Here is an 18,041-nt window from a genome sequence, read left to right as displayed (position 1 = left end):
ACGGTCTGGTAGTTCAGCTGGTTAGAATACATGCCTGTCACGCATGGGGTCGCGGGTTCGAGTCCCGTCCAGACCGCTAAAGTTTATCTAAGTTAAAATAATATATTGCTATATGCAACGGTCTGGTAGTTCAGCTGGTTAGAATACATGCCTGTCACGCATGGGGTCGCGGGTTCGAGTCCCGTCCAGACCGCAAAAAGCTTCTCAAATTATTGAGAAGCTTTTTTATTACAAAAAAAATAGCTGAGGCTTTTACACCTCAGCCACCCTTCAATCAATGAAGAAATAATTACAAAATTAGTTCACTTCATTATTATTATTAATCTCAGACAACGGTACCGGTAAATATCCATGCCCTGAAGAACTAAATCCAGTTCTATTAGCTGCCTGCATAGCCTGCTCCAACATACCCCATCTTCTCAAATCAAAAAACCTTGTAGACTCTAACGTCAACTCCATAGTTCTTTCATGAATAATCTGTTGCTTCACATCATCTTTAGACGTTACAGTTATTGCTGGCATTAACCCATGCATCTCTCTCACTTTATTAATCAATGGAATTGCCTGAGCCGTCGCTCCTGTTTCATTTAAAGCTTCAGCATACATTAACATCACATCTGCATATCGCATTAAAACTACATTAACCCCCACATAAGAATTATTCCATACATAATTAGGCAACCACTTCCTAAAATATACTTTACCTGCATTTAAATTACTGTATTGCCAGTTCATTAGTTGATCCCAAGTATACCCTTGCATTTGTGGATTAGCGCCATCATTAAAGAAAGGATCTCTAAAATAAATTGTTCCATACAACCTATTATCATACAAACCATTAGTAGCTACCATACCTTCAGACTTCATTACTGTTTCCAAACCTTTAGTAGCCTCTAATCCACCCCAGCCACCAATAGACCAATCACCCACAAATGCATGTAATCTTGTTGCATTCCATGAAGTAGCATCTCCTGATTTAAATTGTAATTCAAAAACAGATTCTTGGTTATTTTCATTTTCACCATTAAAAAGACTTAAATAATCCGATTCCAAACCATAACCTCCAACTGTCCCGTCTACAATAGGTTTAAAAGCATCTAATGCATTTTGAAAATCTGTAGTTTCCGAAGATGTATCATCTCCTGCTTTATACAAATACGCTTTACCTAAATACCCATATGCCGCACCTTTTGTCGCTCTTCCTACTTCCGTAGCTTCTTTATTCTTAAGCATAGTTGCCGCCTGCTTAAAGTCATCAATAATTACTTCCCAAGCTTCTGATCTAGTCGACAATGGCTTATCCAACGTTTCAGCTGTTATAATTTCTGTCCTTAAAATAATTTGTTCAAACAGAGTTAACAATTTAAAATGATAATAACCTCTTAAAAAAGTAGCCTCTCCAATTATCTGCTTCTTATCCGCATCTGATATTTGATCTGCTGTCATTTGCCCAACTTTAGTTATCACTTGATTTGCAAAATTCAACCCTTTATAATTTGTTCTCCAAAGAACATTTATATGTGTATGTCCATTCGTATAATTAAAATTGAATATCTCTCTCCAGTGTGCATAATTTACCGCATCTGGTCCCGGTAAAGCATAATCAGATCTATAGTATTCTATTATTGGTCTTCCTTCTTGCCATCCATCCCAAAAATTACTTCTCGATTCCAATTCAGCATAAACTGCTGTTAAACCAGACAAAGCATCATCTGTATTTCTCCAAAAAGAATCAGATGTTAATTGATCAGGTGATTTCTGATCTAAAAATTCATCATCATTACATGATATAAAAACTACTACTGCGAGTAATGCTGTTGTTATTATTTTTTTCATCTTCTGATTATTTAATTAAAATTGAATTTGCGTTCCTAAAATCACCGATTTGTATTTTGGATACAAAGTTCTATCAACTCCTCTTGAAAGAATTGAGCCTCCTACTTCTGGATCTAAACCACTATAATTTGTAAATGTGAATAAGTTTTGGCCAGTAATAAAAAATCTAAACTTGCTTATGTTCACTTTCTCTAAAATACTTTTAGGCAGTGAATACCCCACTTGAATTGTTTTAATACGCAAATAACTTCCATCTTCTAAAAAACGACTAGACGCTCTGTTGTTTCTATTCGGATCTCCTAAAACAGCTCTTGGTATATCTGTATTTGTATTACTTGGCGTCCATGCATTTAACGTAGATGCTTCAAAATTTCTTCCTGTATCAACCCCAATCGTTTGAAATCTATTTCCGTTATATATTTTATTCCCTCCAACTCCTTGAAAGAAAACATTAAAATCAATTCCTTTATAATCCGCAGACAGGTTTAAACTGTATTCATATTTTGGCAATGCACTACCCAAATACACTTCATCTTCATTATTTATAACTCCATCCCCATTTTGATCAACAAAACGGATATCTCCTGGCTTTGCATCTGGTTGTAATGTATGATTTGGATCATGAGTATCTATTTCTGCTTGCGTTTGAAAAATCCCATTAGCTACTGGCAAAAAATAAGCTCCTGGCTCGTAACCAACTTTTGTTTGATTTACAAAATGATCTGACCCAAACAGCAAACCAGTTCCTCTTAAAATTTGACCTGACCTTGCCAACTTTGTTACCTCACTATTTAATGTTGAAAAAGTTGCAAACGCTGAAAATTTCACATCATTAAAATTCTCATCATATCCTAATTCAAACTCAACACCACTATTTTCAAACCCTCCAACATTAATCACCGGGTTACGCACCCCACTAGAAAGTGGCACCTCTTTAACTATTAATAAATCTTTCGTTTTGGTATTGTAGTAATTTACAGACCCTTTCAACTTCTTATCTAAAACTGAATAATCTACCCCTATATTAGAAGAAATATTTGTTTCCCATTGTAAATCTGGATTTTCCAAATCTCTAGCAATACCTCCTGAATATGAAGCTTGTGGACTCCCAAATACATATCCTCCATTTGAAGAATTTGTACCTTGAGAAATTAGTGCTACAAAATCATAATTACTCAAAGCATTATCACTACCTGCTTCACCCCAACTAAATCTTAATTTTAAGAAATCAAAAATATTTTGATCTTTCATAAAATCTTCTTCAGTAACTTTCCAACCTAGAGCAAATGACGGAAAAACACCATACTTATTATTCTTACCAAATTTAGAACTCCCATCTCTTCTTATACTTGCTTGCAATAAATACCTACTATCATAAGCATAATTAAGCCTTCCAAACAATGAAGCCAAAGTATATTCAGAATTTGTTCCACTTCCAGAAAAAGTCGCCTCTGCTGCTCTAAAAGCATTTAATGTTTTAAAATTTTCATCCAATAATGTTATCGGTTCCTTATCATCTAAATCACCATTACCATCGATGTCTTGATCTGAAATTTTCCATCCTTCTGCCTGAACATACGTTTCAGAAAACGGCTCTAATATTCTTTGATACCCTCCTAAAAGTTCTACTGCATGTTTCCCTATTTCTGTTTTGTAGTTTATCGTATATTCTTGATTTATCCTTCTAAAATCGCTGTTATATTCCGACAAAAAGAAGTATTGATTTTGCTCATTATCATCAACATCCCTAATCCTAAAAGGCTTATGAAAAGCATACGAGAAATTAGATAAGTTTGATATTGAATAATTAGCTCCTAATTTCAATCCTTTTAACAACTCATATTTAACTCCTACATTTCCTATAAAATATTTCAACTTTGTATATCCCTCTCTAAAAAAATCTTCTCCTACTGGATTTCTATGATCTGGTAAATCTCCATTTCTATAACCATAACCTGAAGGTTTCGTAGCATCTAATATTGGAATTAAAGGAGAAATTTGATATGTTTCTCTCAACGAAAACTTATAATTCTCCCTATAAGTTTCTGAATAATTCATTGCTCCAGTTACCTGTAATTTTTCATCTGTGAAAGTTGCATTTGCAAAAACACCCCTTTTCGTAAATTCAGAACCTATTAAAACCCCTTTTTCATCTGCAAAATTCCCACCTAGAGTAAAATTCAATTTATCTGAAGCTCCACTTACTCTAGCATTTAACAATTTCAACTCACCATCTCTATGGGTAGCACCAAGCCAATCTGTATTAGCATTTGGAGGATTCGTTACATAACTAGGCAAAGCAACTCCTGCATTTTCATACATCTGCTTATGCACCTGCACATAACCATTAGCATCTAACAACTTCAATTCCTTTCTCTGTGTATTAAAGCTCAAAGACTGCTCAATATCAACTGTTATTTTTCCTTTTTTTCCTTTTTTAGTAGATATTATAACGACTCCGTTTGCTGCCCTTGTTCCATAAATTGAAGCCGAAGCCGCATCTTTTAAAACCTCTATAGATTCTATATTATTTGCATCAATAAAATAAGGATCTGCTTGAACTCCGTCAACAATAAACAACGGTCTATTACTTCCAAAACTCCCAACACCTCTTATTAAGATATCCGCTACACCACCTGGCGTACCAGAAGACGATGTTACCGTTACACCAGCTACCCTACCCTGCAATGCATCCGTAGGATTTGTAGTTACCACTTTTGTTAACTCTTTGGCTTTTACCTGACCTACCGCACCAGTTACATCACTCTTTTTTTGCGACCCATAACCAATTACCACAACTTCATCTAAAGTATTATCTTCCTCTAAACTTACATTCATAGTTGTTTTAGCCCCAACCAATAGCTCTTTCGACGAATACCCAACAAAACTATACACTAGTACTGTTGCTGGGCTTGCTTTTATTCTATAATCTCCATTAAAATCTGTTTCTACTCCTCTTAATTCTCCTTTTACAGTTACTGTTGCTCCCGGTAATCCTATACCATTCTTATCCGTAACCTTTCCAGTAATTTCTTTCTCCTGAGAGAACACGTTTTTAGAGAAAATCAGTAAAAAGCAAACTAGTAGGGTCGAAAAGACTTTTTTTAATAATTTTTGCTGTAATCTTAATTCCTTTTGTTTCATAAGTAAGAAAATATTAGTTTTTATTTTTATACACACCCCGCTTGCTTCCACTAATACATAAACATTATAAGTAATTAAAAAAGCCTTAGGTATACAGCTAAGCTAAAACTAGTTATAAAAAAAACAAACCAGTACCTACCAGTTTGTTTTTGTTTAAAAAATTATATATTTGTTTTATGAGTATAATTCAGATAGAAGAAAATATAGGCATACCGAAGTACAAACAGATTGTTATTTCTATAGAAAACGCCATTGCTTTAAAGCAAATAAAACTAGGTGATAAACTACCTTCAATTAACAGCATTCGAAGTAAATACAAACTATCCAGAGATACTATTCTATATGCATATAACGACCTAAAAGTTAGAGGGATAATTGAATCTATTCCTGGAAAAGGATATTATGTAAATAGTGAAAGTGTATATATAACTCAAAAGGTTTTTTTATTATTTGACGAACTTAATGCCTTTAAAGAAGACTTATACAATTCTTTTTTGAAAAATTTAAACAAAACAATAGAAGTAGACATTTTCTTTCATCATTTCAATTATGATGTATTTAAAAAATTAATATACGATAACTTAGGTAAGTATAATTACTACATAATTATGCCTGCTAAGCTTAATAAAACAGAATTAATATTAAATAAAATACCTCAAAAAAAAGTATACATTTTAGACCAAACAAACACAGAATTATCTCACTACCCAGCTATATATCAAAACTTCGAAAAAGATATTTTTAATGGTTTACTAGAAGGACTTAAACTTTTAAAAAAATACGACCATTTAGTTTTTCTTTTTGAAGAAGACAAACAGCCTAATGGACTACTAAAAGGTTTTAAAAAATTTTGCACAATGAACAGGTTTAAAAATACTGTTATCAAATCATTAGATAATTTTCAAATTGAAAAAGGAGATGTTTTTATTATACCAGATGACAGAAACTTGATTAGAATTATTAAAAAAGTTAAAGAAACAAATTATAAAATTTCTTCAGACATTGGTATTATCTCATATAACGACACGTTATTAAAGGAAATAGTAGAAGATGGCATAACAACTATTTCTACTGATTTTAAAGCTATGGGAAAAAGACTTGCTCAAATGATTACTAATAACGAAGAAGAACAAATAGAGAACGAAAACAAATTAATAATTAGAAATTCTTTATAAAAATTGCAAACAAATAAACAAAACATCATAGAGCAAGGTTCAAGTATAATTTTGCAAAAAGATAAATCTAAAGCAGAAATCTCACTAACCAACGGTGGAAGTTTAACTCAATTAATATTAAATGATTCGGTAATTATTAAAGATTTCTCTGACACTTTACCTTATAAAGAATCATATGCATCTGCTATTTTATTCCCTTTTGCTAATCGAATTTTAAATGGTGAATATGAATATCGAAATCAAAAATATAAACTAGAAAAAAACTCTTCTTGTAGCACAAACGCTATACATGGTTTAATATACAACAAACCATTTAAACTCATTTCAAGAAAGAAAGATGAAAATAGTATTTCTATTACCATAAGTTACGATCAACAAACAAAACAAAATGGGTTTCCTTTTCTGTTCTCTATCGCAATAACATATACTCTATTTAACAATCAACTAGATTTAAAAGTATCTATAAATAACATAGACAACTCTTCATTTCCTTTTACAGTTGGGTGGCATCCTTATTTTTATTCTGAAGATATAGAGAATAGTTTCTTAGAGATAAATTCTGATAAAGAAATTATTCACGACAAAGAAATGATTCCTATAAAGACTGAGAACAATAAAACTCCTTTCGAATTTAGAATAGGAACAAATAAACTGGACAATTGCTATCTATTAAATAACAACTTTATTAGATTCAAAACCCCTAATTATTTACTAAAGATGAATTCATCACTTAGTAAAAACTACATACAGATTTACACCCCTGAATTAAGAAATCATATAGCTATAGAGCCCCTTACAGGCCCTTCAAACAGCTTCAACAACAACCTAGGCTTAAAAACCTTACAACCTAAAGAAGAGTTTAATATTCAATGGACAATACAATTAGAAGATGAATAAATTAAAACACATAATAGCGCTTATTTTTATACTTGCTTTACTTAGCTGTAACACAAAACAAAAAACAGACTCCTCAAAAACTTACAAGCATACTAACATGTATGCTAACATTCTTGATTACAAGATAAGTCCTCAGCAAAAATTCGCCAAAGACGGATTAATGTTTTCCGATCAAGGAGCGTGGTTTGCTTACAGTTTTCATGAAAACACAGGAGAATCTATAGGCTTTAGCGGTCCTTTTTTAATGACTCAACAAAACGGAGTATGGCTTACAACTTCATTCACTAATTTAAGCATTATTGAAAATGACAATTATCCTGAGGGTATAAAAAACACAAGTTCTAATGCTTACACAAGTCATCTAGAACAAACTTTTAACACTAAGGAATTAGAAGTTATTCAAAAGCTTGTTTTTAAAAGTGGACACACAGTTTTAATCGAAACAAGCATAAAAAACAATTCAAACAAAGAGAAAAAATTATCCTTGAATTGGGGACATTCTCCAATATTTGCTGATGGAATTTCTTTTGAACTTGAAAAGAATGAGTTAAAAATAAATTCAACCAATTCTTTAGCAAAAGGACACCTAATATTTCCAAAAGACGTTGAAATAAAATTAGCAGACAGCCTACATTATCAAGCACACAATAAATTGAGTTTAAAACCTAACGAAAAAAAATCGTTTGTAATTTCTCAATCTTTCATATTCCCAGAGTATTCATGGGATAAAGAAAAAGAAAACATCAAAAACGTTAGTTTTGAAGAAGTCTTGAAAAATAAAAAAAGAGAAAAAGAGACACAATTAGCTTCATTAATAAAAAATAGTAAAAAACAATTTCAAGATAGCATTTACAACAAAGCATTAATTAAAGCACATTTAACTTTACAAAACAATTGGCGCATACCAGCTGGAGAAATTAAACACGAAGGTTTATTCCCTAGTTATCACTATAAATGGTTTAATGGTTTTTGGTCTTGGGATTCTTGGAAACATGCTGTTGGGTTATCTTACTACGACACAAAACTTGCCAAAGAACAAATAAGATTAATGTTTCATTTTCAAAAAGATGATGGTTTTATTGTTGATTGCGTTTTTAGAGACACTCTAATAGAAAAACATAATTATCGTGATACCAAACCTCCTCTTTCAGCATGGGCTGTTTCTAAAATCTACAACAAGGATAAGGATATTGAATTCGTTAAAGAATTTTATCCTAAGCTAAAAAAATATCATCAATGGTGGTACAACAAAAGAGATCATGACAGAGACGGGCTTTGTGAATATGGTTCTACTGATGGAACTTTAATTGCTGCAAAGTGGGAAAGCGGCATGGACAACGCTATACGATTTGACAATTCTAAAATTTTAAAAAACGAAGATGGCGCCTACTCCTTAGATCAAGAAAGCGTTGACTTAAACGCATATCTTTATGCTGAAAAAATATATTTAAGTAAGCTAGCAACTGATCTCAAACTTATTGAAGAAAGCAAACAATTTATTGCAGAAGCCAAGAAGTTAAAAAGTAAAATTCAAAAACAATTTTACGACAAAAATGATGGTTGGTTTTACGACACTAATTTAAATGGAACAACTTTTATAAAAGGTGAAGGAAGTGAAGGCTGGACTGCCCTATGGGCAAATGCAGCTACACAAGAACAAGCAGAAGCAGTGAAAAACAAGATGATGAACACTGCTAAGTTTTACACTAAAGTTCCTTTTCAAACCATGAGTGCAGATCATCCTAAATTTGATCCATTAAAAGGGTACTGGAGAGGACCAAACTGGCTAGATCAATCCTACTTTGGAGTAAAAAGCTTACGTAATTACGGTTTTCATGCCGAAGCTGACAAAGCTACTATTCAAATTTTAAAAGGAGCTGATGGATTATTAGAAGACGGTAAATCAATCAGAGAAAACTACCATCCTTTAACAGGAAAAGGCTTACATGCTAAAAACTTTAGCTGGAGTGCTGCACATATTATTATGCTATTACAAAAAGACTAATGGACTATAATCAAATAAAAATATCGACTCAGCAAGCTGAAGAAATTCTTTTAAAGCTATTTAACATAAAAGGCACAGCAAGTTCACTACCAGGGGAAGTAGACTTTAATTTTAGAATAAAAGCAGAAAATAATGAAGACTATGTATTAAAAATATCTCGCCCTGAAGAAGATGTAAACTATTTAGATTTTCAACAGAAGTTACTACAACATGTAGATAACAATACAACAAATTTAGTTACACCAAAAGTAATAGAAGATAGAAACGGAAACACTATTTCTGAAATTACCGACAATTTTAGTAAAACAAGAAAAGTACGCTTACTTACATGGATTTCTGGAAGAGTATGGAGCAGTGTAAATCCTCAATTAGACGAATTAAGATTCAGTTTAGGAAAACAATGTGGCTTATTAACACAAGCGCTACAAGGATTTGAGCATCCAGAAGCTCATAGAAAATTTGAATGGGATATTGCTCAATCATTATGGACAAGAGAACATTTAGAATTATTTTCTAAAGAAGAAAAAAAAATACTTATTACGTTTCAGCAACAATTTGAAACTGCTCAGCCTACTTACACGAAGCTTAGAAAAGCAGTAGTTCATAACGATGCAAACGACAACAACGTTATTGTTTCTAACAATTTATTAACCCCTACTGTAAAAGCTGCAATAGATTACGGAGATTCCGTTCATACGCAAATTATAAACGATTTAGCCATTAGTTGTGCTTACTGCATTATGCATCATAACGATCCTTTGACAGCAGCTATAGCTATTGTAAAAGGTTATCATTCTTCTTTTCAGTTACAGGAGGATGAACTTGCACATCTATACATCGCTATTGCTATGCGATTGGTTATATCCGTAACAAAATCAGCTATCAATAAACAAAAAGAACCTGGCAACGAATATTTATTAATTAGCGAAAAACCTGCATGGGAATTACTTAAAAATTGGAAAAACATCCATCCAGATTTTGCAGAATATACTTTTAGAAATAGTTGTGGCTACACAGCACATCCACAACAAAATCAATTTGAAAACTGGGCTACTCAAAACACATTCAACTTATCGGATTTATTTCCTACGATAAATAAAACTATTGTACACCCACTAGATTTAAGCGTATCAAGCAAATGGATTGGGCATCAACAAGATTTCAACAACTTAGAATTATTTCAATTCAAATTATATCAACTTCAAAAAACAATACCAAATAAAATAATTGCCGGCGGTTATTTAGAACCTCGACCTATTTACACCTCAACTGAATACGATACCATTGGAAATTATGGTAGAGAAAGTAGAACAATTCATTTAGGAATAGATTACTGGCTACCAGCAAACACAGCTGTTCACGCTATTTTAGACGGTGAAGTTATAATAGCCACAAATAATTCTGGAGACAAAGAATATGGAGGTTTAATTGTTTTAAAGCATCTAATTAATGAATTAGAATTCTATACATTATATGGTCATTTAACTGTAAACAGTGCTACAAAACATAATTTAGGTGATATTATAAAAAAAGGAGAAAAAATAGCAGAATTAGGAGACCATCCTGAAAACGGAAACTGGGCTCCTCATCTACACTTTCAAGTAATGTTATCATTATTTGACTATAAGAATGATTTTCCAGGCGTAGCATACTTCAGCCAAATAGAAACTTGGAAAAGTATTTGTCCAAACCCTAATTTATTATTTAAATCAGAAACCTTAGAAAAAATAACAACAGTTGATAATGAAACTTTAATTTCATACAGAAAACAACACTTAGGTAAAGGATTAAGCTTACAGTATAATACTCCAATAAAAATGGTTCGAGGTGCAGGACAATATTTAATGGATCAATATGGCCGTAAATACTTAGATACTGTTAACAACGTAGCTCATGTAGGACATGAACATTATAATGTTGTTAAAGCAGGACAAAATCAAATGGCACTTATAAATACTAATTCTAGGTATCTACATGAAAACATAAACGAATTAGCCCAAGAACTTATTGACACTTTACCACCAGAATTGAATGTTTTACATTTTGTAAATTCTGGAAGTGAAGCAAATGAATTAGCCATACGAATGGTTAAAGCTGCTACAGGTTCAAAGGATATTATTGCTAGTGAAATTGGATACCACGGAAATACTAACATGTGCATTGATATATCCTCATACAAGTTTGATGGAAAAGGAGGCGAAGGTGCTCCAGAGGACACTCATATATTCCCTCTTCCCGATGCTTTCAGAGGAAAATATAGAGGAAAAAACACAGGAGACAAATATGCCGAAGAAGTACAGAAACAAATAGATATTGTTCACGAAAAAGGACATAAAGTAGGAGCTTTTATAATAGAACCTATTATTTCTTGCGGAGGACAAATAGAACTACCAGACGGATTCTTAAAAAAAGCATACAGCAATATTAGAAATACAGGAGGCTTGTGTATTTCAGATGAAGTTCAAGTAGGATGTGGACGGTTAGGTAAAACCTTTTGGGGTTTTCAACTTCATAATGTAATTCCAGATATTGTAACTATAGGTAAACCTCTAGGGAACGGACACCCACTAGCAGCTGTTGTTTGTACACAAGAAGTTGCAAATAAATTTGCCAATGGCATGGAGTATTTCAACACTTTTGGTGGTAACCCAGTTTCTTGCGCCATAGGAACGGAAGTACTTAGAACTGTAAAAAGAGAAAAGCTACAAGAAAACTCTTTAAATGTAGGTAACTACCTAAAAGAGGAATTAAAAAAACTAGCTATAGAATTTCCTATCATTGGAGATGTGCGTGGACAGGGTTTATTCTTAGGGATTGAATTAACAGACACTGAACTAAATCCTCTAGCAAAACAAACCGATTACTTAGCCAACCGTATGAAAGAGCATGGTATTTTAATGAGTACAGATGGTCCAGATCATAATGTATTAAAAATAAAACCTCCAATTGTATTTACTAAAGAAAACGCTAAAGAACTAATCCATTATTTACAATTGATTTTTAAAGAAGACTTCATGCAACTTTAACAACCTGCTATCATGACTAAAAAATATTTAATTATACTATTAATTGCTATTCAATGGGGCTGCAAAAATGAGTCTCTTAAAGAAGTTTCTGAGCAAAAAAATCATTTTAATCATCAAATCTTCGAAGAAAACAAACTAGCTCCTCGAGCATCGTTTTTTGCTTTTGAGTCGGATCATATTTTAGAAAAAGAAAACTCTACGCGGTTTTTTAATTTAAATGGAAATTGGAAATTTCATTGGACAAAAAATCCTCAAGAAAGACCTACCACCTTCCACAATATCAATTTTAATGACAATCAATGGAACACCATCAAAGTTCCAGCAAACTGGGAAGTTGAAGGTTACGGAAACCCAATATATCTAGACGAACGTTACCCTTTCACTACAAAATGGCCAGAAGTTCCAAAGGATTACAACCCTGTTGGAACATACCGAAAAACGATAACATTAGACAAGAACTTTTTAAAGGAAGATATTATCCTTCATTTTGCGGGAGCCAAGTCAGCAATGTACGTGTATATAAATGGAAAATATGTAGGCTATTCACAAGGAAGCAAAACTCCTGCTGAGTTTAATATAACCTCTTATTTAAAAGAAGGTAAAAATACTATAGCACTGCAAATGTTTAGATGGAGTGATGCTAGTTATTTAGAAAGCCAAGATATGTTGAGAATGAGTGGTATTGAAAGAGATGTATACTTATATTCTCAACCTAAAGTATTTATTTCAGACTACCATATCAAAACCACTTTGGATGATTCTTATAAGCATGGAGTTTTTGATGGAACCGTTTCCATCACCAATAACACAAATACTTTAGCTAATCAAAATTTAGTAGTCCAACTACTTGACAAAAATAACGCTATTATATATTCAAGTAAAGAAGTTAAAACACCTGCAAATTCTACAATTAAAGTTAATACAAAAAAAATTATAACTAACATAAAACCTTGGTCAGCTGAAACACCTAATTTATATGATTTAAGAATATCCTTAAATTACGATCAATTTATCAATAAACGTATTGGCTTTAAACGTGTAGAAATTAAAAACGCGCAAATTCTTATTAATGGAAAACCAGTTTATTTTAAAGGAGTAGACAGACATGAAACTGATCCTTTTACTGGACATGTAATATCGAAAGCGTCTATGTTAAAAGATATTACACTTATGAAACAAAACAATATAAACGCAGTACGTTCATCCCACTACCCTAACGATCCGTACTGGCTAGACTTATGCGACAAATATGGACTATACGTAATAGATGAAGCAAATATCGAAAGTCACCCTTTATCGATTGACAAAAAAACTCAAATAGGAAATGAGATGAGTTGGTTACCTGCACATATGTCACGCACAAAACGCATGTATTATAGAGATAGAAATCACCCTTCAATATATTCTTGGTCTTTAGGTAATGAAGCAGGAGAAGGTGAAATTTTTAAAACAACTTATAAATGGTTAAAAGAACAAGACGATAATAGAATTGTACAGTACGAACCAGCAGGTAAAGAAGATTATACCGATATTTATTGCCCAATGTATCCAAAACCAGAATATTTAATCAATCATGGAAAATCAAATTCCAAAAAACCATCAGTAATGATTGAATACTGTCATGCTATGGGAAACTCTGTAGGGAACTTACAAGACTATTGGGATATTATTGAAAAATATCCAAATCTACAAGGTGGATATATTTGGGATTGGGTAGATCAAAGTTTAGAATATAAAGATAAAAACGGACAGCCTTACCTAGCCTACGGACATGATTACCATCCAGACTTACCTACTGACGGCAACTTTTTAAACAATGGTTTAGTAGACCCTTATCGTAATCCACATCCACATTTATCAGAAGTAAAAAAAGTGTACGAACCTGCACATTTTGAGTATTTAAGTAATGAAGAAATAAAACTTACTAATAAAAATTTCTTTGTTGATTTTTCAGATAAAACAATTTCTTTTGAATTATTAGAAAATGGAAAGATTATTCATAGAAAAGAATTAACCGATATTAATGTTCAACCTCAAGAAAGTATCACTTTAAAAATAGACAGAAAAAACTTCCCTAAGTTTCATTCAAAATCAGAATACATTCTTCACGTAAGTTTACATCAAAAAAAAAGTAAAAGCTTACTTTCTAAAAATCATGAAATAGCTTGGGATGAATTTATTATTCAAGAAGCATCAGAAGAACAAACACCTCTTTTAGAATTTATAGAAACAAATAAACCTGAAGCTACTCCTATTGAGATTATCAATAAAGATATTATTGAAATTAAAAACAATAAATTCAATTTAAAACTCAATGCTAAAACAGGGGAAATTGTTTCTTGGTATTTTGATAACATTCTAATTACGAATCACCCTATAAAACCTAACTTTTGGCGACCACCAACAGATAATGATTTAGGAAATGGAATGGATAAATGGGCAAAGATCTGGCAAAATGCTAGTTATAAATACACATCTAATTTAATAGAAGCTCCTAAAACTATTAATAACAATGTTGTTTTTAAAGTAGCATATTCAACACCAAAAAATGATATCTTAGTACAAGTTAAATACACCTTATCTCCTGAAGGACAACTAACAGTCAGTTTTTTATTTAAACCTACTAAAAAAGAACTACCAAATATTCCTCGGTTAGGTATGTATTTAACGCTACCTAACAACTTCACTGATATTTCTTGGTATGGTAAAGGCCCTGAAGAAAGTTATTGGGATCGTAAAACTGGACAAAAAACAGGAATTTACTCAGGTAAAATCAACACACAATTTGAACGTTATTCCCGTCCACAAGAAACAGGGAACAAATCAGATGTTCGATGGGCAAAATTAGCTTCTGATAAACTAACTCTTCGTTTAGAAAGCAATCATTTATTAAATTCTAGTGCATGGCCTTTTTCAATGTCTGAATTAGATTTTAGCAGTGAAGAAGCAGGAAAGTCAGCTTCAGGATTAGTACCAGTAACAAAAAAACATGGAGCAGATATTAAAATAGGAAATACCGTACAATGGAATATTGATTATTTACAAATGGGAGTTGGTGGAGATACTTCTTGGGGACGTTTAGTTCATCCAGAATATACTATTCCTGCAACTAAAAATCATACGTATACTTTTACAATTCAACCTCTAAAAAAATAACATATGCAGTTTATCACATTTCTAGGATTTACAGTTCTTGTTGCAGTTATCTCTTATCTCAAAACAAGAAAAACTAATGAAAATACCTCCGATGGATATTTCCTTGGAGGAAGAAGTCTAACGGCGGGCGTTATAGCAGGATCATTATTGCTTACTAATTTATCTACTGAGCAAATTGTAGGGCTAAATGGATCGGCTTATGAAAGTGGGTTATCTGTAATGGTTTGGGAAACTTTAGCTGCAATCGCCATGATAGTTACAGCTATATTTTTACTTCCTAAATATCTAAAAGGAGGTTTAACAACAATTCCTCAATTTTTATCAGAACGTTTTGACGTAGCTACAAAAACATGGACTTCTATCCTATTCTTAACTGGGTATGTTGTAGTCTTACTACCTGTAATTTTATATTCAGGTTCATTAGCTATTAGTGGTATGTTTAATATTCCAGAGCTACTAAACGTTTCACACACCCAATCTATTTGGATTTGCGTTTGGGGAATTGGAATTATTGGTTCTATATATGCTGTATTTGGAGGATTAAAAGCTGTAGTTGTTTCAGACACTATTAATGCTATTGGTTTACTTATAGGAGGGTTATTAATTCCTGTTTTCGGATTAATAATGATTGGAGATGGTAGCTTTTTTGATGGAATCTCTATTTTAACTACAGAAAACCCAGAGAAATTTAAATCTATGGGTGGACCAACAGACCCAGTTCCTTTTTATACTATTTTTACTGGAATGATGTTAGTTCAATTGTTTTATTGGGGAACTAACCAACAAATAATTCAGAGGGCTTTAGCTGCTAAAAACTTAGAAGAAGGACAAAAAGGATTGTTATTAGCTTCTTTTATAAAAATATTAGGTCCTTTAATAGTAGTATTACCTGGTTTAATCGCTTTTCATTTATTCAATGGTAGTTTAGAAAATCCAGACGATGCCTACCCTATGTTAGTTAACAAAGTATTACCAAAAGCTTGGGTTGGATTTTTCGCTGCAGTATTGTTTGGAGCTATTTTAAGTTCCTTCAATAGTGTTTTAAACAGTGCAGTAACATTATTCGGAATTGATGTTTACAAACAACACATTAACAAAGATGCTAACGAAAAAACAGTAGTAAAATATGGTAAATTATTTGGTGTAATTTTAGCTTTTACAGCAATGTTTATTGCACCTTTAATAGCCAACGCCGGGAGTTTATTTAAATATCTACAAGAAGTAAATGGTATTTATAGTATTCCTATTTTAACCATAATTGTTGTTGGTTTCTTAACTAAGAGAGTTCCTGCTATAGCAGCCAAAATAGGTTTAATATCAGGTTGTTTATTATACATTCTAAGTCAATTCTTTTTGCAACCATATTTTCTAGACAGTGCATTAGAAAAAGCAAAAGCATCAGGTATTGTTGACACAGCTGAACTAGCCTTAGTAAAAGCCAAAGCATACCCACATTTTTTAGACATTATGGCCATCCTATTTTTATTAAATGTAGGAATCATGTTAATCATAGGTAAACTAAAACCAAGAACAGAAGATTTTGTTCAAAAATACACAGAACAAGTAGACATAAAGCCTTGGAAATATGTAAAACAAATGGGGCTAATCATATGTCTAATTGTAATTGGAGTATATATATATTTTGCATAAATGAATCAGTCAGTAAAAGAACAAGTACAACAAGAGTTCTTAAACTATTTTAAGATAGAACCTTTATTAATCTTTTCTCCTGGAAGAATTAATTTAATTGGAGAACACACCGATTATAATGAAGGTTATGTATTTCCAGCCGCAATAGACAAAGGTATCTATACTGCAATTCAACAGTCGAAAACAGATAAGAGTACCCTTGTAGCTTTAGACAAAAATGAGCAATATGAATTTACTACAAATTCTATTTCTCCTCTAACAACTAATGGATGGCAAAATTATATTTTAGGAGTTGTAAGTGAAATTCAAAAAAAAGGAAAAACAATTCCTAATTTCAACCTAGTATTCTCAGGAGACATTCCTTTTGGTGCAGGTTTATCATCTTCTGCCGCACTAGAAAACAGTGTTGTTTTTGGATTAAATGAATTACTTCAACTTCAATTAACAAAACACGAAATGATTTTTATTTCCCAAAAAGCCGAGCATAATTTTGTAGGTGTTAAATGTGGAATCATGGATCAATATGCGTCGATGTTTGGTCAAAAAAATAAAGCTATGCATTTAGATTGCAAAACGCTTGAAGCAACTATACATTCTGCTGCTTTTGAAGGTTATGAGTTTATTTTAATCAATACAAATGTAAAACATTCTTTAGCAGATAGTGCATACAATAAAAGGCGTGCTGTATGCGAAAACATATCCAAATTATTAAATAAACCTAGTTTGAGAGATGTTAAAGATCACGATTTAAACACTATAAAAGACAAAATCTCTTTAGAAGAGTACGAACAAGCCCTATATGTAATTCAAGAAAACAAACGTACTTTACAAGCTGTAAAAGCATTAGAAATTGATAATGTATCAAACTTTGGAAACTTACTTTTTGAATCTCATAAAGGACTTTCAGAACAATACAATGTGAGCTGTTTAGAGTTGGATTTTTTAGTTATAAATGCACAAAAAAACCCTGCAGTAATAGGTGCTAGAATGATGGGGGGCGGATTTGGAGGCTGTACAATTAATCTTATAAAAACTTCTAAAAAAGGAGCTTTCTTAACACAAATACAACAAGAATATGCACAAGAGTTTAAACAGAACTGTGCTATTTATGAAGTAAATTTATCTAACGGAACACAAATAATATAACATATA

General features: G+C 32.2%; 9 protein-coding genes and 2 tRNA genes. 9 read left to right on the top strand and 2 right to left on the bottom strand.

The annotated features are described in order from the left end of the window. Positions 1-2 precede the first annotated feature (2 nt). Together Q0881_RS11790 and Q0881_RS11785 are read left to right on the top strand one after the other, a co-directional pair. Positions 3-76 (top strand) — tRNA-Asp (locus Q0881_RS11790). 43 nt (positions 77-119) lie between these two features. After that, positions 120-193, top strand: a tRNA-Asp gene (locus tag Q0881_RS11785). A 104-nt stretch (positions 194-297) separates the two neighbouring features. On the opposite strand, the gene Q0881_RS11780 is transcribed toward Q0881_RS11785, so the two are convergent. Next, positions 298-1,836: a RagB/SusD family nutrient uptake outer membrane protein gene (locus Q0881_RS11780; protein WP_299160441.1), complete on the bottom strand. Its 1,539-nt coding sequence runs from the start codon at positions 1,834-1,836 to the stop codon at positions 298-300. 15 nt (positions 1,837-1,851) lie between these two features. Further along, a complete protein-coding gene (locus tag Q0881_RS11775) occupies positions 1,852-4,980 on the bottom strand; it encodes a TonB-dependent receptor (protein WP_299160438.1) in 3,129 nt (1,042 codons plus the stop codon). A 176-nt stretch (positions 4,981-5,156) separates the two neighbouring features. On the opposite strand from Q0881_RS11775, the gene Q0881_RS11770 reads away from it, so the two are divergent. The 7 genes from Q0881_RS11770 to galK are packed head-to-tail and all read left to right on the top strand — an operon-like array spanning position 5,157 to position 18,035. Then, the gene (locus tag Q0881_RS11770; RefSeq protein WP_299160435.1) at positions 5,157-6,155 is read left to right on the top strand and encodes a GntR family transcriptional regulator; all 999 of its coding nucleotides are present in this window, start codon (positions 5,157-5,159) and stop codon (positions 6,153-6,155) included. Between the two features lie 3 nt (positions 6,156-6,158). After that, positions 6,159-7,052 (top strand): aldose 1-epimerase, encoded by an 894-nt coding sequence (locus tag Q0881_RS11765; RefSeq protein WP_299160432.1) that lies wholly within the window; start codon positions 6,159-6,161, stop codon positions 7,050-7,052. After that, complete coding sequence (locus tag Q0881_RS11760; RefSeq protein ID WP_299160429.1) at positions 7,045-9,057, top strand: trehalase family glycosidase; 2,013 nt, start codon at positions 7,045-7,047, stop codon at positions 9,055-9,057. The genes Q0881_RS11765 and Q0881_RS11760 overlap by 8 nt, the downstream gene beginning before the upstream one ends. Beyond that, positions 9,057-12,083, top strand: a complete 3,027-nt coding sequence (locus tag Q0881_RS11755) for an aminotransferase class III-fold pyridoxal phosphate-dependent enzyme (RefSeq protein ID WP_299160426.1) — start codon at positions 9,057-9,059, stop codon at positions 12,081-12,083. Before Q0881_RS11760 ends, Q0881_RS11755 begins: the two co-directional genes overlap by 1 nt. Before the next feature lie 12 nt (positions 12,084-12,095). Continuing rightward, positions 12,096-15,239 carry a glycoside hydrolase family 2 TIM barrel-domain containing protein gene (locus Q0881_RS11750; protein ID WP_299160423.1) on the top strand — a complete coding sequence of 1,048 codons (3,144 nt, stop codon included), beginning with the start codon at positions 12,096-12,098 and terminating at the stop codon, positions 15,237-15,239. Positions 15,240-15,242: 3 nt separating this feature from the next. Further along, positions 15,243-16,889 carry a solute:sodium symporter family transporter gene (locus tag Q0881_RS11745; protein ID WP_299160420.1) on the top strand — a complete coding sequence of 549 codons (1,647 nt, stop codon included), beginning with the start codon at positions 15,243-15,245 and terminating at the stop codon, positions 16,887-16,889. Then, a complete protein-coding gene (galK, locus tag Q0881_RS11740) occupies positions 16,890-18,035 on the top strand; it encodes a galactokinase (RefSeq protein ID WP_299160417.1) in 1,146 nt (381 codons plus the stop codon). The last annotated feature ends 6 nt before the right edge of the window (positions 18,036-18,041 follow it).

Origin of the sequence: uncultured Tenacibaculum sp., from assembly GCF_947494125.1 — a bacterium.
Lineage (GTDB): Bacteria > Bacteroidota > Bacteroidia > Flavobacteriales > Flavobacteriaceae > Polaribacter.
This window is presented reverse-complemented; position numbering and strand designations above follow the sequence as displayed.

Excerpts from the sequence above, each read along its gene's own strand:
- Q0881_RS11780 (WP_299160441.1), bottom strand. The coding sequence starts at position 1,836 with ATGAAAAAAATAATAACAACAGCATTACTCGCAGTAGTAGTTTTTATA.
- Q0881_RS11775 (WP_299160438.1), bottom strand. The coding sequence starts at position 4,980 with ATGAAACAAAAGGAATTAAGATTACAGCAAAAATTATTAAAAAAAGTC.
- Q0881_RS11770 (WP_299160435.1), top strand. The coding sequence starts at position 5,157 with ATGAGTATAATTCAGATAGAAGAAAATATAGGCATACCGAAGTACAAA.
- Q0881_RS11760 (WP_299160429.1), top strand. The coding sequence starts at position 7,045 with ATGAATAAATTAAAACACATAATAGCGCTTATTTTTATACTTGCTTTA.
- Q0881_RS11755 (WP_299160426.1), top strand. The coding sequence starts at position 9,057 with ATGGACTATAATCAAATAAAAATATCGACTCAGCAAGCTGAAGAAATT.
- Q0881_RS11750 (WP_299160423.1), top strand. The coding sequence starts at position 12,096 with ATGACTAAAAAATATTTAATTATACTATTAATTGCTATTCAATGGGGC.
- Q0881_RS11745 (WP_299160420.1), top strand. The coding sequence starts at position 15,243 with ATGCAGTTTATCACATTTCTAGGATTTACAGTTCTTGTTGCAGTTATC.
- galK (WP_299160417.1), top strand. The coding sequence starts at position 16,890 with ATGAATCAGTCAGTAAAAGAACAAGTACAACAAGAGTTCTTAAACTAT.